This window comes from Methylobrevis pamukkalensis, from assembly GCF_001720135.1.
GTDB lineage: Bacteria > Pseudomonadota > Alphaproteobacteria > Rhizobiales > Pleomorphomonadaceae > Methylobrevis > Methylobrevis pamukkalensis.
Window position 1 is genome coordinate 1 of record NZ_MCRJ01000078.1, and the last position, 21,351, is coordinate 21,351.

Annotated in this window: 19 protein-coding genes, 1 tRNA gene and 4 pseudogenes; 10 read left to right on the forward strand and 14 right to left on the reverse strand. The window is 69.8% G+C overall.

The features are described 5' to 3' along the window. Positions 1 to 50 precede the first annotated feature (50 nt). A complete protein-coding gene (locus A6302_RS13275) occupies positions 51 to 1,220 on the reverse strand; it encodes an ABC transporter substrate-binding protein (protein ID WP_069307432.1) in 1,170 nt (389 codons plus the stop codon). Between the two features lie 122 nt (positions 1,221 to 1,342). Continuing rightward, the gene (locus tag A6302_RS13280) at positions 1,343 to 2,251 is read right to left on the reverse strand and encodes a LysR substrate-binding domain-containing protein (RefSeq protein WP_069307433.1); all 909 of its coding nucleotides are present in this window, start codon (positions 2,249 to 2,251) and stop codon (positions 1,343 to 1,345) included. A 210-nt stretch (positions 2,252 to 2,461) separates the two neighbouring features. Here A6302_RS13280 and wrbA point away from each other — a divergent pair, with 210 nt between their 5' ends. Continuing rightward, on the forward strand, positions 2,462 to 3,061 hold the full coding sequence (wrbA, locus tag A6302_RS13285) for an NAD(P)H:quinone oxidoreductase (protein ID WP_069307434.1): 600 nt from the start codon (positions 2,462 to 2,464) through the stop codon (positions 3,059 to 3,061). A 110-nt stretch (positions 3,062 to 3,171) separates the two neighbouring features. Here the strand turns inward: wrbA and A6302_RS13290 are convergent, their stop codons facing one another. Beyond that, complete coding sequence (locus tag A6302_RS13290) at positions 3,172 to 4,008, reverse strand: universal stress protein (RefSeq protein WP_069307435.1); 837 nt, start codon at positions 4,006 to 4,008, stop codon at positions 3,172 to 3,174. Between the two features lie 216 nt (positions 4,009 to 4,224). Between A6302_RS13290 and A6302_RS13295 the strand changes: the two genes are divergently transcribed. The 7 genes from A6302_RS13295 (at position 4,225) to A6302_RS13325 (ending at position 10,763) form a co-directional block, all read left to right on the forward strand. Continuing rightward, positions 4,225 to 5,145, forward strand: a complete 921-nt coding sequence (locus A6302_RS13295; RefSeq protein ID WP_069307436.1) for a metal ABC transporter substrate-binding protein — start codon at positions 4,225 to 4,227, stop codon at positions 5,143 to 5,145. Then, positions 5,142 to 5,993, forward strand: coding sequence for a manganese/iron ABC transporter ATP-binding protein (locus A6302_RS13300; protein WP_083255757.1), 852 nt, complete (start codon positions 5,142 to 5,144; stop codon positions 5,991 to 5,993). Before A6302_RS13295 ends, A6302_RS13300 begins: the two co-directional genes overlap by 4 nt. Further along, entirely contained in the window at positions 5,990 to 6,847 is an 858-nt protein-coding gene (locus A6302_RS13305) for a metal ABC transporter permease (protein ID WP_069307437.1), read from the forward strand. Before A6302_RS13300 ends, A6302_RS13305 begins: the two co-directional genes overlap by 4 nt. 5 nt (positions 6,848 to 6,852) lie before the next feature. Continuing rightward, entirely contained in the window at positions 6,853 to 7,698 is an 846-nt protein-coding gene (locus A6302_RS13310; RefSeq protein ID WP_069307450.1) for a metal ABC transporter permease, read from the forward strand. A gap of 100 nt (positions 7,699 to 7,798) precedes the next feature. Then, complete coding sequence (locus A6302_RS13315) at positions 7,799 to 9,328, forward strand: phospholipase D-like domain-containing protein (RefSeq protein WP_245294062.1); 1,530 nt, start codon at positions 7,799 to 7,801, stop codon at positions 9,326 to 9,328. Between the two features lie 152 nt (positions 9,329 to 9,480). Beyond that, the gene (locus A6302_RS13320) at positions 9,481 to 10,044 is read left to right on the forward strand and encodes a type 1 glutamine amidotransferase domain-containing protein (RefSeq protein ID WP_069307439.1); all 564 of its coding nucleotides are present in this window, start codon (positions 9,481 to 9,483) and stop codon (positions 10,042 to 10,044) included. Beyond that, positions 10,041 to 10,763, forward strand: a complete 723-nt coding sequence (locus A6302_RS13325; RefSeq protein WP_245294063.1) for an endonuclease/exonuclease/phosphatase family protein — start codon at positions 10,041 to 10,043, stop codon at positions 10,761 to 10,763. Before A6302_RS13320 ends, A6302_RS13325 begins: the two co-directional genes overlap by 4 nt. Positions 10,764 to 10,779: 16 nt before the next feature. Here the strand turns inward: A6302_RS13325 and A6302_RS21390 are convergent. The 6 genes and pseudogenes from A6302_RS21390 to A6302_RS13365 all read right to left on the reverse strand — a co-directional run bounded on the left by A6302_RS21390 (position 10,780) and on the right by A6302_RS13365 (position 16,197). Then, positions 10,780 to 12,598, reverse strand: a pseudogene (locus A6302_RS21390) (potassium/proton antiporter). A gap of 169 nt (positions 12,599 to 12,767) precedes the next feature. Further along, the gene (locus A6302_RS13345; protein ID WP_069307443.1) at positions 12,768 to 13,331 is read right to left on the reverse strand and encodes a biotin transporter BioY; all 564 of its coding nucleotides are present in this window, start codon (positions 13,329 to 13,331) and stop codon (positions 12,768 to 12,770) included. Continuing rightward, a complete protein-coding gene (locus A6302_RS13350) occupies positions 13,318 to 13,818 on the reverse strand; it encodes an energy-coupling factor transporter transmembrane component T family protein (protein WP_069307444.1) in 501 nt (166 codons plus the stop codon). Before A6302_RS13350 ends, A6302_RS13345 begins: the two co-directional genes overlap by 14 nt. Continuing rightward, the gene (locus A6302_RS23020; RefSeq protein ID WP_069307445.1) at positions 13,803 to 14,000 is read right to left on the reverse strand and encodes an energy-coupling factor transporter transmembrane component T family protein; all 198 of its coding nucleotides are present in this window, start codon (positions 13,998 to 14,000) and stop codon (positions 13,803 to 13,805) included. The genes A6302_RS13350 and A6302_RS23020 overlap by 16 nt, the downstream gene beginning before the upstream one ends. A gap of 6 nt (positions 14,001 to 14,006) precedes the next feature. Continuing rightward, complete coding sequence (locus A6302_RS13360) at positions 14,007 to 14,684, reverse strand: energy-coupling factor ABC transporter ATP-binding protein (protein ID WP_069307446.1); 678 nt, start codon at positions 14,682 to 14,684, stop codon at positions 14,007 to 14,009. Between the two features lie 43 nt (positions 14,685 to 14,727). Then, positions 14,728 to 16,197: an ArnT family glycosyltransferase gene (locus A6302_RS13365; protein ID WP_169833582.1), complete on the reverse strand. Its 1,470-nt coding sequence runs from the start codon at positions 16,195 to 16,197 to the stop codon at positions 14,728 to 14,730. 149 nt (positions 16,198 to 16,346) lie between these two features. On the opposite strand from A6302_RS13365, the gene A6302_RS13370 reads away from it, so the two are divergent. After that, positions 16,347 to 16,423 (forward strand) — tRNA-Met (locus A6302_RS13370). A 148-nt stretch (positions 16,424 to 16,571) separates the two neighbouring features. Here the strand turns inward: A6302_RS13370 and A6302_RS13375 are convergent. From A6302_RS13375 to A6302_RS24570, 5 genes and pseudogenes are all read right to left on the reverse strand, one after another. Further along, a complete protein-coding gene (locus tag A6302_RS13375) occupies positions 16,572 to 16,967 on the reverse strand; it encodes a response regulator (RefSeq protein ID WP_069307448.1) in 396 nt (131 codons plus the stop codon). A gap of 291 nt (positions 16,968 to 17,258) precedes the next feature. Beyond that, positions 17,259 to 18,880 (reverse strand): annotated as a pseudogene (locus A6302_RS13380) (ABC-F family ATP-binding cassette domain-containing protein). A 125-nt stretch (positions 18,881 to 19,005) separates the two neighbouring features. Then, positions 19,006 to 19,679 (reverse strand): annotated as a pseudogene (locus A6302_RS13385) (spermidine synthase). A 138-nt stretch (positions 19,680 to 19,817) separates the two neighbouring features. Further along, the gene (locus A6302_RS13390; protein ID WP_069307449.1) at positions 19,818 to 20,537 is read right to left on the reverse strand and encodes a DUF899 domain-containing protein; all 720 of its coding nucleotides are present in this window, start codon (positions 20,535 to 20,537) and stop codon (positions 19,818 to 19,820) included. 28 nt (positions 20,538 to 20,565) lie between these two features. Beyond that, positions 20,566 to 20,730 carry a hypothetical protein gene (locus A6302_RS24570; protein ID WP_245294064.1) on the reverse strand — a complete coding sequence of 55 codons (165 nt, stop codon included), beginning with the start codon at positions 20,728 to 20,730 and terminating at the stop codon, positions 20,566 to 20,568. 217 nt (positions 20,731 to 20,947) lie between these two features. Between A6302_RS24570 and A6302_RS13400 the strand changes: the two are divergent. After that, positions 20,948 to 21,351 (forward strand): annotated as a pseudogene (locus A6302_RS13400) (helix-turn-helix domain-containing protein); the annotation flags it as partial.

Consider the following 21,351-nt stretch of genomic DNA (forward strand, 5'->3'; position numbering starts at 1 on the left):
GAGGGGGAGCGGCGAAGATCGACCTCACCGCATTCCCGATCAGGTGAGCCTCACCGCCCCCCGATCACCCCGATGTAGTCCGACACCCACCGGTAATAGGGCACGCATTCGCCCTGGCTGGCGCATTTGGAAACCGGGGTCTTCCAGAACCTGATCTTCTCGAAATCGTCGAAGCCGTTGGTCTTGCAGCCTTCGGCGCCGAGCAGCGCGTTGCCCTCGCAGGCGGCGGGCACGGCCGGCACCGAGCCGAACCAGGCGGCAAGATCCCCTTGCACCTTGGGCGAGAGCGAATGCTCCATCCACATGTAGGCGCAGTTGGGATGCGGCGCGTCGGCGTGCATCATCGTGGTGTCGGCCCAGCCGGTGGCGCCTTCCTTCGGGATGGTCGAGCCGATCGGGAATTTTTCCGCGCCGAGCAGGTTGACCTGGAACGGCCAGGAGCCGGAGGCGACCACGCCCTCGTTCTTGAAGTCGTCGATCTGCACGAAGGCGTCGTGCCAGTAGCGGGTGACGAGGGTGCGCTGGACGCGCAGCAGGTCGAGCGCCGCCTTGTACTGGTCCTCGTTCAGCTCGTAGGGGTCCTTGATGCCGAGTTCCGGCTTGGTCGCCATCAGGTAGTTGGCGGCGTCGGCCACGTGGATCGGCCCGTCATAGGCCTCGATCCGGCCCTTGTTGGACTTGCCGTCCGGCAGCGTCGTCTCCTCGAACACGACGCTCCAGCTCGCCGGGGCCTCCTTGAACACGTCGGTGTTGTACATCAGCACGTTCGGACCCCACTGGTAGGGCGTGCCGTAATGGGTGCCGTCCACCGTGTGCCACGGCGCGTCCTTGAGGCGGTCGTCGACGGTGGACCAGCTCTTGATCAGGTCGACGTTGACCGGCTGGACCCGCTTGCCGGCGATCAGCCGCAGCGAGGCGTCGCCCGAGGCGGTGACGAGGTCGAAGCCGCCCTCGTTCATCAGCGCGACCATCTCGTCGGAGGTGGCGGCGGTCTTGACCGAGACCTTGCAGCCGCTGGCCTTCTCGAAGTCGGTCACCCAGTCATAGGCCTTGTCGGTCTCGCCGCGCTCGATGTAGCCGGCCCAGGCGACGATCGACACCTCGCCCTCCCCGGCGCCGATCGACGTGAGCATGTCGGCGGAGGCCGCGGGCCCCGCCGCAGCCGTGATCGCGAAGGCCAGTGCGGTCGTCGCGGTGAGAAGTCTCGCCACTTTCTGCATGATGCGCCCCTCGTTGTGCCGATGCTGTTGCCACGGCTGTTTGTTGGGCAACATCGTAGCCGAGGGCCAGACCGTCGCAATTTCTTTCCGGAGAAATGCGAATTCGGTATTTCCGATATCAGTCACCGCAGGCGCGGCATCCGCTGCGAATGGGCGAGCGCGATGAACTCGCGCAGCGGCGCCGACAGGGTCAGGCCGCGGCGCCAGACGAGGCCGACCTGCACCACCGGCAGGGCGCCGGAGACGTCGCGGGACTCGATCCGGTCGCCTTCCAGCGACCACGGCCGGTAGACGAGGTTGGGCAGCAGTGCGACGCCGGCGCCGGTGGCAACCAGGCTGCGCACCGCCTCCACCGAACGGGTGCGGAAGGCGACCTTCGGCCGGGCGCCGAAGGCGGACAGCAGCTTGCGCGTCGCCTCCTCGATCTCGTCCACGGTGAGCATGATCAGCGGCTCGCCGACGATCTGTTCCATGGCGATGCTGTCGCGCACGGCAAGATCATGGCCGGCCGGCAGCCAGAGGCGAAAGGGCGAGACGTCGAGGATTTCCGACTGCAGCGCCTGCCGGTCGCGCAGGTTGTTGAGCAGCATCACCGCCACGTCGAGTTCGCCGCCGACCAGCAGATGCTCCAGATAGTTGCCGTCGTCCTCCATGGTCGCGATCTCGACGCCCGGAAAGGCGCGCCGGTAGCGGGCCAGCAGATCCGACAGGACATAGCCGGCGACCAGCGACGTGACCCCGAGCGACAGCGTGCCGACGCCCGGCCCGCCGCGTGCCCGAAACGCCTGCCGCGCCTCGGCGACATCGGCCAGGATCTTGGCGGCATGGCGCAGGAACTGGTGGCCCTCGTGGGTGATGTCGAGCCCGCGCGCCCGGCGCTGGAACAGGGCGACGCCGAGGTCGTTCTCCAGATCCTTGATCGCTTCGGTCACCGACGACTGCGAGATCGACAGCACATGCGCTGCGCCCGACACCGTGCCCTGCTCGGCGACGGCAACGAAATACTGGAGCTGGCGCAGGGTGAAGGCCATCGGCGGGGCGGTGCTCGCACGGGGACGGACGAACCGCATCGTGGCCGAGGGGCCGCGCGGGAGCAAGGGCGGATCACGGCCGCACGGAGCCCAAGGCGGATTGGCTACCGTGGATGAACAGTCTGTCTGCGCTGTCAGGCGTAGGCGAAACGATACCGACGGCATAGTCTGCCGCAACGTTTTCTATCCCCGATGTTGAAGGACAGCGTGATGGCCAAGGTTCTGGTGCTCTACTATTCCGCTTACGGGCATGTCGAGGCGATGGCGAAGGCCGTCGCCGAGGGCGCGGCCTCGGCCGGTGCCGAAGTGGCGATCCGCCGCGTTCCCGAACTCGTCCCCGAGGACGTCGCGAAGGCTTCGCACTACAAGCTCGATCAGGACGCACCCGTGGCCACCGTCGATGAACTCGCCGACTATGACGCGATCATCTTCGGCGCCGGCACGCGCTTCGGCACGGTCGCCTCGCAGATGCGCAACTTCATCGACCAGACCGGCGGCCTGTGGGCCAAGGGTGCTCTTGTCGGCAAGGTCGGCTCGGTGTTCACCTCGACCGCGACCCAGCACGGCGGCCAGGAATCGACCATCCTCGGCTTCGTCCCGACGCTGATGCACCATGGCATGGTCGTCGTCGGCCTGCCCTATGCCTTCGCCGGCCAGAGCGGCCTCGGCGAGATCCTCGGCGGCTCGCCCTATGGCGCCGCGACGATCACCGGCGGCGACGGCTCGCGGATGCCGTCCGAGGTGGAACTCGACGGCGCGTGCTATCAGGGCGCCCATGTGGCGAAGATCGCGGCCAGGCTCGCCGGCTGAGCGGGCTTGCAGCCGGCCTCGCCTGCGGCCCGGCTGCCGCAATCTCGGCGCGACATGGCAACGGGCGGACCTTCCGCCCGTTTTCCTTTGCCGTGACCGTATGCCGGACGTCAGTGCGACAGCAGCACCGGCAGCCGCATGTCGTCCACCACGCCCCGGGTGGCACCGCCAAGCACGAATTCCCGCAGCCGGGAATGGCCATAGCCGCCCATCACCAGCAGCCCCGCGCCAAGCGCCAGCGCCCGCACCTGCAGCAGCTCGCCGATCGGCATCTCGCCGGCGGCAGCCACGTCGAGGCGCGCCGCAACGCCGGCCGCGGCAAGATGGCGGACCAGCGCGCTGCCGGTCTCCACGGTCGCCCCCGGTTTGTCGTCGGCGACCGTCACCACCACGACCTCGTCGGCCTGTTCGAGGAACGGCCGGGCATCGGCGAGCGCCCGCGCCGCCGCGCGGCTGCCGTCCCAGGCGACCGCGACGCACCCGAGCGCGCCGACCGCGGCCACCGACGGCAGGAACAGCACCGGACGGCCGGCCTCGAAGATCAGTCCTTCCGCCACCTCGCGGCCCTCGACCGTCGAGAGCCCCCAGCCGAGGATGGCGAGATCCGCCAGGCGCGCGCGGCGGGCGACGCCGGAGGCCACCGCCTCGGGCCGCAGCGCCACCTCCTCGCGGATCAGCGCAACGCCGGCGGCCTCGGCCGCATCCGCCAGCGCCGCCTGCAGCCGGTCGCCGGCCGCGCGGCTGGTGGCCTCGGCATCGGCAATCATCTTCGGCACGTCGAGGAACAGGCCGCCGAAGGCGCTCGGCGGCAGGTGGATGTCGATGTCGACCGCATGGGAGACGAGATCGGCGCCGAGATGGCGGGCGACCGCCACCGCGCCGGCCACGACGCTGTCGGGTGTCGGGTCGGGATGGGTCAGAAGCGGAACGAGAAGTTGCAGACGCATGGGCGGCCTCCCGATGATGGCGGGCGCCCGGCATCACGCGGGCGCCTTCGATCCTGCCGCACCCTGCCCCGGAACCGCCTCCTGCGCCTTGATCCAGCGCAACGTGAGACACGTATTATGTCTCGCAGGCTGAATTGCGACTAAGTCGCACTTGAAGTTTGCGCCGCAACCGCTCACATTACGCAAATGAGAACGACTTGCAGAAAAGGTTTGTCCATGCATGGCACGACCCGTCGATCCACCATCCTCGCAACCCTCGCGGCGCTCGCGTCCCTCGCGCTCGTTGCCGGGCCGGCAGCGGCCGCCGAACGGCTGAAGGTCGCGACCACCTTCACGGTGATTGCCGACATGGCGCGCAACGTGGCGGGTGAGACGGCCGACGTGGTGTCGATCACCAAGCCGGGCGCCGAGATCCACAACTACCAGCCGACGCCGGGCGACATCCGCGCCGCCCGTGGCGCCGGACTGATCCTGTGGAACGGCCTCAACCTCGAACTCTGGTTCGAGAAGTTCCTCCGCAATGCCGACGGCGTGCCCGAAGCGGTCGTGTCGGCCGGCATCGAGCCGATGGGCATCGCCGAGGGGCCCTACACCGGCAAGCCCAACCCGCATGCGTGGATGTCGCCGGACAACGCGCTGATCTACGTCGACAACATCCGCGATGCCCTGTCCGCCGCCGATCCGGACAATGCCGCGACCTATGCGGCCAATGCGGACGCCTACAAGGCGAAGATCGCCGCCGCCGTGGCGCCGATCCGTGCCCGGATGGCCAAGATCCCCGCGGACCGCCGCTGGCTGGTGACGAGCGAGGGCGCCTTCTCCTATCTCGCCCGCGACTTCGGCCTGAAGGAACTCTACCTCTGGCCGATCAACGCCGACGCGCAGGGCACCCCGCAGCAGGTGCGCAAGGTGATTGACACGGTGACGGCCAACCGGATCCCCGCCGTCTTCAGCGAGAGCACCGTGTCCGACAAGCCGGCGCGGCAGGTGGCGCGCGAGACCGGCGCCCACTACGGCGGTGTGCTCTACGTGGACTCGCTCAGCGAGGCGGATGGCCCGGTGCCCACCTATCTCGACCTGCTGCGCGTCACCTCCGAGACGATCGCGACCGGCCTGAACGAAGGGCTTTCGCAATGAACGCCCCCGTCGCCCCCGTGAGTGCGTTCAGACCGACCGGCGAGGACGGCGGCAATCCCGGCGCCGGCATCTCGGTCGCCGGCGTCACCGTCACCTACCGCAACGGCCACACCGCGCTCCGGGACGCGAGCTTTGCGATCCCCACCGGCACGATCACCGCGCTGGTCGGCGTCAACGGCGCCGGAAAGTCGACCCTGTTCAAGGCGATCATGGGCTTTCTCAAGCCCTCGCGCGGCGAGATCACCCTGCTCGGCCTGCCGGCCGCCCGGGCGCTGAAACAGAATCTCGTCGCCTATGTGCCCCAGAGCGAGGAGGTCGACTGGAACTTCCCGGTCCTCGTCGAGGACGTGGTGATGATGGGCCGCTACGGCCGCATGGGGCCGCTGCGGATTCCCCGCGCCGCCGACCGCGCCGCCGTCGACACCGCGCTGGCCCGCGTGTCCATGACCGAGTTCCGCAAGCGCCAGATCGGCGAACTCTCCGGCGGCCAGAAGAAGCGGGTGTTCCTCGCCCGGGCCCTTGCCCAGGAAGCGCGCGTCATCCTGCTCGACGAGCCCTTCACCGGCGTCGACGTCAAGACCGAGGCGGCGATCGTCGATCTGCTGGAGGCGCTGCGGGCCGAGGGCCGGGTGATGCTGGTCTCCACCCACGATCTCGCCAGCGTGCCGGACTTCTGCGACCGCACGGTTCTCGTGCGGGGCACCGTGCTGGCCCAGGGGCCGACGTCGGAGGTGTTCACCGCCGCCAACCTCGAGAAGACCTTCGGCGGCGCGGTGCGTCATCTGCAGGTGTTCCCGGCCGCGGTGAGCGATGGCCTCCCCGTGCTCGGCGGGCGGGAGGCGCGATGAGCCTCCTGCTCGAGCCCTTCACCTACGACTACATGTGGAACGCCATGTGGGTTTCGGCTCTCGTCGGCGGGGTCTGCGCGTTCCTCTCCTGCTACCTGATGCTCAAGGGCTGGTCGCTGATCGGCGACGCGCTGTCCCATGCCATCGTGCCCGGCGTGGCCGGCGCCTACATGCTCGGGCTTCCCTTCGCGCTCGGCGCCTTCTTTTCCGGTGGCCTCGCGGCGGCGGCGATCCTGTTTCTCAACCAGCGCACCCGGCTGCGCGAGGACGCGGTGATCGGCCTCACCTACTGCGCCTTCTTCGGCCTCGGCCTGTTCATGGTCTCGGTCTCGCCGACCCCCGTCGACATCCAGACCATTGTCCTCGGCAACATCCTCGCCATCACCCCGCAGGACACGCTGCAGCTGGTCCTGATCGGCACGGTGTCGCTGGCCGTGCTGCTGGCGAAGTGGAAGGACCTGATGGCGGTGTTCTTCGACGAGACCCACGCCCGCACGGTCGGCCTCAACCCCACACTCTGGAAGATCGTGTTCTTCACCCTTTTGTCGGCCTCCACCGTGGCCGCGCTCCAGACCGTGGGCGCCTTCCTCGTGGTTGCCACCGTGGTGACGCCGGGCGCGACGGCCTATCTCCTCACCGACCGCTTCCAGCGCCTGCTCGTGATTGCGGTGACGATCGGCGCCGTCACCAGCTTCATCGGCGCCTATGCGAGCTATTTCCTCGACGGCGCCACCGGCGGCATCATCGTCGTGCTGCAGACGCTGGTGTTCCTCGCCGCCTTCTTCTTCGCGCCCAAACACGGCCTGATCGCCTCGCGCCGCCGCGTCGCGGCCGCCGCCGAGGAGGCGCCATGACCGACATGACGATGACGGAGCTTCTGCTGGAGCCCTTCACCTTCGACTTCATGGTCTACGCGATGATCGCCGCCGTGCTGGTCGCGGTGCCCGCCGCGCTGCTGTCGGCCTTCCTCGTGCTCAAGGGCTGGTCGCTGATGGGCGACGCCATTTCCCATGCGGTGCTGCCCGGCGTGGTGCTGGCCTACATCGCCGGCCTGCCGCTTTCGGTCGGCGCCTTTGCCGCCGGCATGGGCTGCGCGGTCGCCACCGGCTGGCTGAAGGAAAACAGCCGCATCAAGCAGGACACGGTGATGGGCATCGTGTTCTCCGGCATGTTCGGCTTCGGGCTGGTGCTCTATTCCGGCATCCAGACCGAGATGCACCTCGACCACATCCTGTTCGGCGACATCCTCGGCATCGCCATGGCCGATCTCGTGGAAACGGGCGCGATCGCGCTGCTGGTGATGGTCGTCATCGGCCTGAAATGGCGCGACTTCCTGCTCCACGCCTTCGATCCGGTGCAGGCGCAGGCGGTGGGCCTGCCGGTGCGCGCGCTGCACTACGGCCTGCTGGCGCTGATCGCGCTGGCAATCGTCGGCGCCCTGAAGGCGGCCGGCATCATCCTCGCCGTCGCCCTGCTGATCGCCCCCGGCGCGATCGCCTTTCTGGTCGCGCCCACCTTCGGCGCCATGCTGCTGATCGCGGCCGCCGTCGCCGCGGTTGCCGCCATCGCCGGCGTCTACCTGTCCTTCTTCCTCGACAGCGCCCCCGCCCCCACCATCGTGCTGCTGATGTCGGTGCTCTTCGTCGCCGCCTTCCTCGTCACCCGGCTGCGGGCCGCCCGCGTCCGGGCAGCCGGCGACGCCTGAGGCCGAGCCCGCGGGGAACAGGGCACGCTGCCGCGTCGTTTCTCCCTGTCGAGCGCGTCCGGCGACGGACGCGCGCGCCAACCGGAGAGAGTGACGCCCGATGCCCGTCCCTGCGATGCCCGCCGCCGAGCCGAATGACGGTCTGAACGACGCTGGCGCGGACACCGCCGGCGGCGAGGCCCTCCTGTTCCGCCCGGGGCAGAACTGCTGGCAGCGGCCGCAGGCCAGCCGCGCCGCGGCGCTCGTCGATGCCGCCGCCTATTTCAACGTCCTCGACACCTGCCTGCGCCGGGCCCGCCACCGCATCCTCATCGCCGGCTGGGATTTCGACGCGCGCATCGAACTGCGCCCCTCCGCCGGCGACAGAGCCGCCCCGTCGCTCGGCCGCCTGCTGCGCGGCCTCGTCGAGGCCAATCCGGATCTCCACGTCGACGTCCTGGTCTGGAGCCTGTCGGTGTTCCACACCGGCAGCGCCCGGCTGCCGATGCTGTTCGGCTGCGACTGGGAGGATCACCCGCGCATCCGCGTCGTCCTTGACCGCCATCACCCGATCTATGCCGCCCATCACCAGAAGATCGTCGTGATCGACGACGCGGTGGCCTTCACCGGCGGCATCGACCTCACCATCGACCGCTGGGACACCCGGCGCCACACCCTTCACGATCCGCGCCGCTGCGGGCCGGACGGCGATGGATGCTCGCCGATCCACGACGTGCAGTTCGTGGTGGAGGGGGACGCCGCCCGCGCCCTCGGCGAGGTGGTGCGTCAGCGCTGGCGGACGGCCAGGGGGATCGAGATCCCGCAGGTGTCGCCCGCGGCCGGCATCTGGCCCGCGGATCTTGCCCCGGATTTCGAGGCGATCCCCGTCGCCGTCGCGCGGACCCTTCCCGGTTGGGGACGTTCGCACGAGACGATGGAGGCGGCGCGGCAGACGCTCGACATCCTCGCCGCGGCGAAGCGTTCGATCTACATCGAGACGCAATACATGTCGTCCTCGCTGGTCGGCGAGGTGCTGGCCGCGCATCTCGCCAATCCGGACGGGCCGGAGATCGTGGTGGTGATGGCCCACGAGGCGCGCGGCCTGATCGAGCGCCTGGTGATGGGCGTCAACCGCAACCGCCTGATCCGGCGCCTTGCCCGCGCCGACCGGTTCGGCCGGCTGCGCATCTGCTATCCGGTCGTCGCCGCGCCGGACCGCGAGGAGCCGATCGTCGTCCATTCCAAGGTGATCATCGTCGACGACCGGCTGATGAAGGTCGGCTCGTCCAATCTCAACAACCGATCGCTGGGGCTCGACACCGAATGCGACCTCGGCATCGAGGCGGTCGGCCCGCGGGAGCGCGCCGCCGTGCTGCACCTGCGCAACACGCTGCTGGCCGAGCATCTCGGCCTGCCGGTCGCCCGCCTTGCCGAGCGTCTCGCCGCCGGCACCTCGATGGCGGCAGCGATCGATGCGCAGGACACGGGCCGTCGGGCGCTGCGGATCTTCCCCGAACAGGGCGGAAAGGGGCCGGACCGGCCGATGTTCGGCACGTCCCTGCTCGATCCCGTCCGTCCGTTCCGCCTGTTCCGGCGCAAGGCTCCGGCGCCGCTCGTGCCGCCTCTCGGCATCCGGCAGACGCCGGGGTGATCGGCGCGGCAACACTTCCTCGACATGCCGGCGTCGCACCAGATCCAGCCATATTCATACGATGACCAAGGGGAAGGCGGAACAAGCCCGGCGCGCAGGGGGTTGGGAGACCAAGGGCAACGTGCCCTTTTCACCAACACAGGAGCAACCCGATGCCGGACATCCGCGAGGCGAAAATCCTCATCATCTCGGCCAGCGGCTTCGAGCAGTCCGAACTCATGGTGCCGCTGGAGAAGCTGCGCGCCGCCGGTGCGACCGTCGAGATCGCCAGCCTGGACGGCAAGCCGATCCGGGGCTGGGCCAAGACCGACTGGGGCGAGACGATCGACGCCGACCTGTCCGTCGCCGATGCGCGCGTCGACGATTACCACGCCCTCGTCATTCCCGGCGGTCAGATCAACCCCGACCTGCTGCGCGTCGATCCGAACGCGGTCAAGCTGGTCCGCACCTTCTTCGACAAGGGCTGGCCGGTCGCCGCGATCTGCCACGGCCCCTGGCTGCTGGTCGAGGCCGACCTCGTGCGCGGCCGCAAGGTCACGTCCTATCCCTCGATCCGCACCGACGTGCAGAATGCCGGCGGACGCTGGATCGACGCCGAGGTCGTGACCGACGAAGGCGTGATCACCAGCCGCAATCCCGACGACCTCGACGCCTTCGTCGCGAAGATCATCGAGGAAATCGGCGAGGGCCGGCACGAGCGACGCAAGGCCGCGTGAGAGAACACCTCGTCGAAACGCCCTTGCCGGAGGGCCCGGCCGGACCGGCCCTGCGGGTGATGACGTGGAACATCCACGGCGCCGTCGGGCCGGATCGCCGTTTCGACATGGACCGCATCGCTGCGGTGATCCGGCGACATGCCCCGGACCTCCTCGCCGTCCAGGAGATCGAGGGGCGCGGGCGGAACGCGGACGTGCTGGCCTGGCTTGCCGGCAGTCACGGCCACCGCGCCGACGCGCACACGATCACCGCGCCCGACGGCGCCTACGGTCACGCGCTGTTCAGCCGCTGGGCGCTCTCCGACGTGGTGATCCACGACGTGAGGGTCGCCGGTCGCGAGCCGCGTTCGGTGATCGAGGCAACGGCTGCAACACCGGCCGGCCCGGTCCATGTGCTCGCCGCCCATCTCGGCCTGAGCCCGGCGGAGCGCCGCCGGCAGATCCGCCGGATCGCGGGCCTCGTTCGCGCCCGCAGCGACATGACCAGCGTCGTGCTGGGCGATTTCAACGACTGGACGCCGGTCGGCCACGTGCGGCGCACGCTGGCGGCCCTTCTGCCCGAACGCACGCGGCTGGCGACCTTTCCCTCCTGGATGCCGAGGCTGCGCCTCGACCGGATCCACTGCCGCGCCCCGGCCCGGATTCTGGCCGCGTGGACCGACTTCGACGCCCGCTTCGGCTCCGACCATCTGCCCGTGATCGCCGATCTCCGGCTCTGACCGCATTCGCCGCCGGCTACTGGCTCGACCGGAAGACGTTGCGCAGGACATCGATCACCTTGCCCATGCCCGAGCGGGCCAGCGCGGCCCCGGGCACCAGCGCCAGCTTGCCGGTGCGTCCGTGTTCGGGCGCGCAGGACAGGCCGATCGTGGCGATCGCGCCGTCGTCCGCCGTGTCGCGCACGATCAGTTCCACCGGGCCGATCTGCACCCGGTCGCCGGGTTCGGCATGCCCGCCGAGCCGCTCGACCATGAAGCTCATGATCTGCGTGTCGCTGGTCACCCCGTCGAGCCCGACCCCGTAGATGGCGTTGAGATCGCCGAGGGTCTTGCCCGGCTCGATGGTGAACTCGCCGAAGAATTCGGCATCATCCGCCGACACCGTGGCCGGGCTGGCGAACAGCCGGTCGAGCAGGTGGGGAAAGCGCGGCGAGATGAACAGGTAGACATAGTCGCCCGGCTGCAGCCGGCCGGCATACTGGTAGCGCATCGACTTGCCGTCGCGGATCACCAGCGACGGCCGGGCCCAGCGCGGCAGGCGCGAGCCGCGCGTCACCGGGCTGTCGGGCACCACCTTGTAGACCAGCAGTTCGTGGCTGGCGGAGCGGGAAGCTCCAGTTCCACCTTCTCCACCGGCCCGATCTTGGCCGGCAGCACGAGGCCGAGCCGCCGGGCGAGCGCATTGACCGTCCAGCCCTGCAGCAGCAGCGACGTCAGCACGATGATGAAGGCGGAGTTGAAATAGAGCATGCCGTTCGGCACGCCGCCGATCACGGGCAGGATCGCCAGCAGGATCGACACCGCGCCGCGCAGGCCCACCCAGGAGACGAAGGCGGTTTCCTCGCGCGAGAAGGACAGCGGCAGCAGGCAGAGCCAGACCGCCACCGGCCGGGCGATGAACACGAGGAACAGCGCGATCCCGATCGCGGGCAGCGCGATCTGGGGAAAGTCCGAGGGCGTCGCCAGCAGGCCGAGCACGAGGAACATCACCATCTGAGCCAGCCAGGTGGTGCCCTCCTGAAAGTTGGTCAGCGTCGATTTCGCGCGGATCGCGCGGTTGCCGGCATAGATGCCCGCCACATAGACGGCGAGGAAGCCGCTGCCGTCCAGCGCACCGACCAGGGCGAACAGGAACATGGCGCAGGCGAGCACGATGATCGGATAGAGGCCGCGCTCGAGGGTCAGCCGGTTGACCAGCGTGAGGATCAGGTGCCCGCCGACGATCCCGCCGATGATCCCGAGCCCCATCTGCTGCAGGAAGCCGAGGAGAAGCATCAGCCGGGCATCTCGCCCCCGGCCTCGGGCGCCGCCGCGAACACCGTCAGCGTCAGCGTGAGGAAGATTGCGACGGGGTCGTTGGAGCCGGATTCGACCTCCAGCGTCGAGCGGACGCGGTCGCGCATGGTGATGCCGCCGACCCGCAGCAGGAAGAACACGGCCGCCGCGTCCGTGGAACTGACGATCGCGCCCATCAGCAGCGCCCCCGCCGGCGACAGGCCGTACATCCACCAGGCCGCAACGGCCACGAGAATCGTGGTGAGGACCACGCCGAGGGTGGCCAGCGTCAGCGCCGGCAGGGCCGCCTGGCGGAAGCTGTTGATCGACGTGCCGAAGCCGCTGTCGAACAGGATCACCGCCAGCGCGAGGCTGCCGATGAAATAGGCCGCGTTGGCGTTGTCGAAGCGGATGCCGAGACCGTCCTCGCCGGCCAGAAGACCGATGCAGAGGAACAGCAGCAGCAGCGGGGCACCGAAGCGGAAGGCCAGCAGCGAGGAGACCGCCGAGGCAATGATGAGACCCGCCCCGATCAGCGTGACGATGTAGATGCCCTCGATGCCCACGCCCCGGTTCCCTCCCCCTCGCCCGCCGCGCCGGGCACGCGGCAATGCGGCGACCGATCGGACCTGCCGATATCATTTCATAAATGGGGAGAAAGATTGATCAATTGCGCCCGGAATCGGCTTTTTGTCACCCCCGTGCGAGCGCCCGACGGCATATCCCGCTTCAGCCCCGCGGCAGCGGGAAGGCCTTCGCCACGCCGTGGGCGATCAGCGCGGCGAGCATGGCCTTCACCACGTCGCCGGGAATGAACAGCAGCGATCCGGCCGCCGCCTTGCCGAGCGGAACGTCGGCGATGAAGGAAAGCCACGGGATGCCGAGCGCGTAGACCACGACCACCCCTCCGGCGAGCGCGGCCATGGTGCCGCCGATGACCGCCGCCTTTCGGGTGGCGGCCCGCGAGGGGCCGACCAGCCGGTCGGCGAGCAGGCCCGTCACGATCGCCCCCGGCAGCCAGCCGACGAGGAAGCCGGCCGTCGGCCCGGCATAGACGCCGAGGCCGCCGCGGCCACCGGAGAGCACCGGCACGCCGGCCGCCACCAGGATCATCACGACGATCACCGCAAGACCCGCGCCACGGGCGCCGAGACACAGTCCGGCCAGCATCACGCCGAGCGACTGCAGGGTGATCGGAACGGGGATGAAGCCGATCTGGATCGGCGGCACCAGGCCGAGGGTGCAGATGATCGCGGAAAACAGGACGATCAGCACGAAGTCACGATTGGTCATGGTCAGTCCCCTTGCCGCGCCCATCCGCCGGCACACGATCCGCCGTCCCACCGTCCGGCGATACACCGTCCGGCGGGAAACCGCGGGCCTCGAGCGCCTCGGCGATGTCGTCCGCGCGGACCAGATTGCGTATCACGAGTGGCACCACGAGGTGGAGGGGCGAGACCCTGAGACCTCTCGCCGCCTGCGCCTCGCGGATCAGCCCGATCTCGGCGAAGATCTGCGGCACCAGCCGCAGCACCAGCCCGACGGCGAGTCCGAGCCAGGCCGCTGCGCGCCGCCCGCGCGGCCCGAACGGGGCGAGCCCGCGCTCGATCAGGCCGAGGATTGCATCCATCGGCGTCGTGAGGCTGACCGCCGCCGCCGCCGACATCAGCGCCAGCACCCGCAGCGCGGCCACCAGCGCGTTGCCCGGCTGGCCGACCGCCAGATTGCCGAGCGCGACCAGTGCCGCCAGCACCAGCGCCAGCTTCAGCGGCGCAGCCACCACCCGCGCCGCAGGCCGGTGGCGACCAGCAGCAGCACGCCGCCGCCGGCCATCGTCGCCAGCGCCAGCGGCGATGCCACCACCACCCCGACGATGCCGAGCACGGCAAGGGCCGCGAGTTTCACGCCCGCCGGGAGGCGATGCAGCGGACCGGTGCCCGGATGATAGAGCGACAGGTTCATCGGCGCCTATCCGGCCAGGTCGATGTAGCGGGCGATCGCCGCCGCCGGGCCGCCGTCGAAGACGATCCGGCCCTGGTCGAGAACCAGCACCCGGTCGAGCGTCGCCGCAAGGTCGAGATCATGGGTGACGACGATCGCCTGCGCGCTTGTTGCCGCGATCGCCGCGCCGACGCGGCGGCGGTTGCGCAGGTCGAGCGAGGTGGTCGGCTCGTCGAACACCACCAGCGCCGGCCCGGTGACCAGCACGGCCGCCAGCGCCACGAGCTGGAGTTCGCCGCCGGACAGTTCGTGCGCCGGCCGCTCGAAGGCCTCCGCGAAACCGACCCCCTCCAGCGCCGCCAGTGCGCGCTGCCGCGCCTCCGCGCGTCCGTAGCCGAGATTGACGAGGCCGAAGGCGATGTCGTCGCCGACGATCGGCAGCACGATCTGGTTTTCCGGATTCTGGAAGACGAAGCCGACGCGGCTGCGGATCCGCCGCGCGTCGCGGGCGGTGTCGAGCCCGTCGACCGTCACGCGCCCGGCCGCAGGCAGCACGAGACCGTTGACGAGCCGCGCGAGGCTGCTCTTTCCCGAGCCGTTGGCGCCGAGAATGCCGATCCGCCGCTCCGTGAGAACGCAGCTGATTCCGGCGAGCACCGTCCGCCCGCCGCGCGCCACCGTGACATCCTGGAATTCGACCCTCACATCCCCTCCCCTCACCGCCGCAGGGCGGGTGCCATCCTCCCGCTTACCATGCCACAGGCAGCACCGTGAGCACCCGTGACCTCGCGACGCCGCGCGGCACGGCCAGCCGCAGCGGTTCGCCCGCCAGGCGCAGGCCGAGGGCGGCGAGGTCTGCCGGCGGAACGGCCGCCTCGCCCGGCAGCACCAGCAGGCCCGGGCCGACCCGTGCCGGCGAGAAGGCGCGCGTCAGTTCATAATGGTCCTTCGGCCCGGCCCCGTCCTGCGGCGGCAGGACCGCGAATCCCAGGCCGCTGCCGCGCAGGTAGTAGAGCGCCTCGGCGATGTCGGCGCGCCGGACGAAGATCAGCGTCGTCGCCCCCCGGCCGGCCGCCAGAGCACCGAGATCCGTCATCGCCGCCGACCAGCCGGTCACCCGCTCCATGGGATTGCCGAGGCCCGGCAGGCGCAGGTCGCGCGCAAGGGCCGGCGCAACCACCAGAACCAGAGCCACCGCGGCATGGAGCCAGTTCGACAGGCGAAACAGCGCCCGGCGCCGCGGATCGAGCAGCAGGGCGGTGACGAGCACCACCGCGGCCGGATAGGCGGTGGCGCCCCAGTTGGCATTGGCCCGCGACAGCAGCGCCTGGATCATGAACACGCCGAGCACCGGCAGCGAGAAGGCCAGCAGGAAGCGGTCGGCCGCGCGCCGGTCGCTGCGCCAGAGGCCCGCGGCCGCGGCCAGCAGCCCGGCGAACATCACCGGTCCCAACACGCCGAACTGGGCGCCGAGGAAGTCGAGGAGCGAACCGATCTGCAGCGTCGGGCCGCTCCAGCTGGCATTGTCGCGGGTGTGCGAGAAGGTGACGAAGCCGTGGGCGGCATTCCAGGCAAGGTTCGGCAGGATCAGCAGCAGGGCGATGCCGAGGGCGGCGAGCAGCTGCGGACTGGCGAGCCGTTGCCGCAGGCCGGGCGTCGCTCCGAGAAACAGCACGGTCAGCGCCGGAAACAGCGCCATTGCATATTTCGCATTGAGTCCGACGCCGACCGCCACCCCGAGCGCCACCGCCGGGCCCCATCCGCCGCCGTCCAGCCAGCGGTGGAGCGCCAGCAGCGCCAGCGCCCAGGCGAGCAGCAACGGCACGTCGGTGGTGATCAGCAGCGAGGAAAAGCTCACCGCCGGCACCAGCAGGTAGCCGATCGTGCTCCAGAAGCCGGCGCGCGCACCATAGAGACGGCCGCCGAGCCGGCCGAGCACCAGCGCGGTGACGCCATGAAGGAGCGGCGCCGACAGCCGCACCGCCCATTCCGCGTCACCGAACACGGCCGTGGTGGCGGCGATCAGCCAGGCGATCAGCGGCGGCTTGGAATAGTAGCCGAAGGCGGGGTCCTGCGCCCACGACCAGTATTGCGCCTCGTCGAAGAACAGATCCGTCTGCGCCGCCATCAGCGCGGCCACGCGCAGCGCCGTGACCGCGCCGACCACGGCCAGCAGCACCGCAGGATCGCCCCTTTCCCCACGCGCAAGAAGCGTCATCCGTGCCTCACCCCGCCGTCCCCGGCCTGCCCCCGTCCGCAGCCCGGCAGCTATTGCAGGGCGGCCATGACAAAAAAATGTCATGCGGGGGGTTTCATTCCGAGGGGCTTGTTGCTACATCCACGTCGTCGGCGGAAACGTCGGCTTGACGCGGGGTGGAGCAGCCCGGTAGCTCGTCAGGCTCATAACCTGAAGGCCGCAGGTTCAAATCCTGCCCCCGCAACCAAATCTCGACAAATGCAAAACCCCGTTCGGCGTCGCCGGCGGGGTTTTTGCGTGGGCCGGCGCCGTCTGCGGCAAGGCAGTTCCGGAAATCCGGTTTTCGGACCCGCTCGGCCGAAGAAGGGCCGGTCCGGCTCACCCTCCCATTCGCCTCACCCCACCACGGTGGTGCTCGGAGCCTCTTCCGCCAGCAGCCGCGCCATGGCGTCGGTGATGGCGTGGCCGTCATACGGCTTGGAGAAGAAGCGACTGCCGCCCGGCAGGCTGCTTTCTTCGAGGATCGCGGCGCCGGAGGCGACGATCAGTTTCACCGGCGGCCAGCGTTCGCGGATGTAGTGGGACAGCTTGATGCCGTCCATGGTGCCGGGCATCTGGACGTCGGTGAAGACGAGGTCGATGTCGGTGCGCGATTCGAGGATGCGGATCGCCTCGTCCGCATCGCCGGCCTCCAGTACCTCGTAGCCGGCCGACATCACCAGATCGACGGCTCCCATCCGGATGATCGCGCTGTCCTCGACCACGAGGACGACCGCCTTGCCGTTGTTCATGGGTCACTCGGGGATGCGGCAACAGCAGGTATCCCTGCCGTCTCGGACTGCAGGATCGGCATCATTGGCATGGATGGCCCTCCCGGGACGACACTCCACGGAGCGACCCATCACTCGGCAGACATGGCCGCAGACCGTGCGGATTCGGCAGATCCTATCACGTCTGCGACGGAACTGCCGCATGCCGATCCGCGGCTGGCGGCCCGTGTGCCGAACACGTCCTGCCTTCGCCACATTGTCGCGGGCGGAGGGACGTGCGCTGCCGGGGACCTGCGCCCCGGGTCGCTCTCCTCAGGTCCGCAGTCCCGGCGCCTCCTGGCCTGTCCGGGCCACGTATTCGGTATAGCCGCCGCCATACTGGTGGATGCCGTCGGCGGTGACCTCCAGCACGCGGTTGGAGAGGGCGGCGAGGAAATGGCGGTCGTGGCTGACGAACAGCATCGTGCCCTCGTAGTTCGCGAGCGCCGCCACCAGCATTTCCTTGGTCGCCATGTCGAGATGGTTGGTCGGCTCGTCGAGCACGAGGAAGTTCGGCGGATCGTAGAGCATCTTGGCCATCACCAGCCGGGCCTTCTCGCCGCCCGACAGCACCCGGCACTTCTTCTCGGCGTCGTCGCCGGAGAAGCCGAAGCAGCCGGCGAGCGTGCGCAGCGAGCCCTGCCCCGCCGTCGGGAACGCGTCCTCCAGCGACTGGAACACGGTGCGGTCGCCGTCCAGCACCTCCATGGCGTGCTGGGCGAAATAGCCCATCTTCACGCTGTTGCCGACGGTCACGCTGCCGGTGTCCGGCTCGGTGGTGCCGGCCACCAGCTTCAACAGCGTGGACTTGCCGGCGCCGTTGACGCCCATCACGCACCAGCGCTCGCGGCGGCGGATCATGAAGTCGAGGCCTTCGTAGATCGTGCGGCTGCCGTAGCGCTTGTCGACCTTCTTGAGGCTGACCACGTCCTCGCCGGAGCGGGGCGCGGCGGGAAAGTCGAAGCTCACGGCCTGGCGCCGGCGCGGCGGCTCCACGCGCTCGATCTTGTCGAGCTTCTTCACGCGGCTCTGCACCTGCGCGGCGTGGCTGGCGCGGGCCTTGAACCGCTCGATGAACTTGATTTCCTTGGCCAGCATCGCCTGCTGGCGCTCGAACTGCGCCTGCTGCTGCTTTTCGGCCATCGCCCGCTGCTGTTCGTAGAATTCGTAGTCGCCGGAATAGGTGGTGAGGCCGCCGGCGTCGATCTCGACGATCTTGCCGACGATCCGGTTCATGAAGGCGCGGTCGTGCGAGGTCAGCATCAGCGCGCCGTCGAACCCCTTCAGGAACTGCTCCAGCCAGATCAGGCTTTCGATGTCGAGATGGTTGCTCGGCTCGTCGAGCAGCATCACGTCGGGCCGCATCAGTAGGATGCGCCCGAGGGCGACGCGCATCTTCCAGCCGCCCGACAGGGCGCCGACGTCGCCGTCCATCATCTCTTCGGAAAAGCCGAGGCCGGAGAGAACCTCGCGTGCCCGGCCCTCCAGCGAATAGCCGTCGAGCTCCTCGTAGCGCGCCTGCACGTCGCCATAGCGGGCAATGATCGCGTCCATCTCGTCGATCCGGTCCGGATCGACCATCGCCGCTTCCAGCGCCCGCAGTTCGGCGGCAATCTCGCTGACCGGCCCGGCGCCGTCCATCACCTCGGCGGCGGCGCTCCGGCCGGCCATCTCGCCGACATCCTGGCTGAAATAGCCGATGGTGATGCCGCGCTCGACCGACACCTGGCCCTCGTCCGGCTGCTCCTCGCCGGTGATCATCCGGAACAGCGAGGTCTTGCCGGCGCCGTTCGGGCCGACGAGACCGATCTTCTCGCCGCGCAGAAGCGTCGCCGACGCTCGATGAACAGGATGCGGTGGCTGTTCTGCTTGCTGATGTTGTCGAGGCGGATCATGAGGCGGAGGGTCCGGGCAACGGGGCGGAAGGAGGCGGAACGCCGTTGCCGCCCTTATGCCACGGTTTGCGGCGCACACAAGGCGCGATGCCGCGTGTCTGCCTCCCGGCTCGGCATGCCCCGTCTCACCGGGCCGTGGCGAGCCAGATCACGTGCCGCGACCCGCGTTTCGCATGGCCGGCGCGCACGCCGACCGACCGGACCTTGAACCCGCACTGCGCGAGCCGGCGCTCGAAGGCCGGGTCCGGTGCCGCCGACCAGACGGCAAGAACGCCGCCCGGCTTCAGCGCCCGCCGCGCGGCGGCAAGGCCGGGGACATCATAGAGCGCATCGTTGCCCGCGCGGTCAGCCCGTCCGGGCCATTGTCGACATCGAGCAGGATCGCGTCATGGGCGGCCTCGGCACTGCGGATGAGCGCGCCGACGTCGCCGATCCGGATCTCCACGCGCGGGTCCTCCAGGCAGTCGCCGAACACCGCGCCCATGTGCTCGCGCGCCCAGCCGGCGAGCTCCGGCACGATCTCGGCGACGACGAGGCGGGCGGCCGGACCCGCCACCCGCTGCGCGGCCCGCAGTGTGAATCCCATGCCGAGCCCGCCGATCAGGAGGCGCGGCGCCCGCTTCTCCGCCATCGCCTCCATGGCCAGCGTCGCCAGCGCCTCTTCCGAGCCGCCGAGGCGGCTGTTCATCAGCTCGTTGCCGCCCTGGAGGCGGATCGAGAATTCCTCGCCGCGCCGCAGCAGCCGCAGGGTTCCACCGCCGGGCGCCTCGGCGGTCGCCAGAGTGATCCACGGCAGCATGGCATGTCCCTTGTTCCGCGCGGCAAGGCGAGCCGCGGCACGGCGTGGACCATGGCCGGACCGGCTTGCCCTGGCAAGGGAGGAGGCAGGGTTGGCCACCCCCTCCCCTCTCCCACACCCGAAGCCGGAGACCCCGCCTCAGTAGCTGTCGTGCAGCCGCACCCAGCTCATGGTGCCGGCCTCGTTGCGGCCCTTGGGGGCGAGATCCAGCCAGTTGAACGCGCCGATCAGCAGTTCGGCGCCGCGGTGATAGGTCGAGTAGCTGTGGAACACCTCGCCGGCCTCGTCCTTCACGAACAGGCTGACGCCGAACATGTCCTCGCTGCGGCGGATCACCGTGCCGTAGTTGTAGATCGCGCGGCCGGCGGCGATGTCCTCGGGCCGGAACGACACGCCGAAGTCGAAGTTGAAGTCGGTGCCGGCCGAGGACACGAAGGGGAAAGTCCAGCCCATGCGGGCGCGCACCTCCTCGATCCGGTCGATCGGCACGCGCGAGACGGCGGCGAACGCCAGATCCGCCTGCTCGAAATGCTGGCGCGCCGCATCCACATGGTCGGCGACGAAGGCGCAGCCGGCGCAGATGTGGTCCGAGCCGGGCGTCAGCATGAAATGGTAGACGGCGAGCTGGCTGCGGTCGCCGAACAGGTCGGCCAGCGTGCGCGTCCCCTCCGGCGACGCGAAGACATAAGGCGTCTCGACCCGGACCCACGGCAGGCTGCGGCGCGCCGCGCGCAAAGCGTCGAGGTCGTGGGTCAGCGCGCGCTCGCGGGCCAGAAGCGCCTTGCGGGCCTCGAGCCAGTCTTCGCGGGAGACGACGGGGTGCGTCGTGGCGGGGGGGATCAGGGTGGCGTGGCTCATGGTCGGTCTCCTGTGAAGAGGTTCGGGGTCAATCGGCCGTCCGGGCGGCACCGCCCGCCAGCGACAGCCACGGCGGCAGGTGGAAGAGGCTCATCAGCAGATACATCGCCGTCATGCCGTCCACCGGCAGCAGGCCCGACGCCGGCAGGCAGAGCGCCGGCATCGGCGCCTCCAGCAGGGACACCATCGCCATCACCGCGAAGGTCGGCGCGGCGCCAAGGGCGAGGCTGCGGCGGAGGGCGGAAGCCCGAGAGCCCGGGGGGTGGAGGTGTCTGTGGCGGAGATGCCTGCGGTCCGGGACGTTGTCATTTTCCTGCGTCCGATCGATTGTCGCCGTGAGGCTGCTGAGGACGCACCAACCCTAGATCGCCGCGCGACCGGCCGGGAGTGACAAGTGTGACGGGATTTCGATGGACGCGCTGATCACGGCTGCCGCACGGGCGCTGGCGGCGGGGGACCCGCTGGTGGCCCTGAAGCATGTGGCGCTGCGCGACGATCCGCCGGCGCTGGCGCTGCGCGGCATCGCCATGGCGCAGCTCGGCGATCTTGCCCGCGCCCGCGACCTGCTGCGCGCCGCCGCAAAAGCCTTCGGCCAGGGCGAGGCCACCGCCCGCGCCCGCTGCGTCGTTGCCCAGGCCGAGATCGCTCTCGTCCAGCGCGATCTCGGCGGGCCGATGGCGGCGCTCGGCGCGGCGCGGCACACGCTGCAGGCCCGCGGCGACCTTGGCAATGCCGCCCATGCGGCTTGTCTGCAGGCCCGCCGCTCGCTCCTGATCGGCCGCTCGACGAGGCCGAGGAGACGCTGGCATCGATC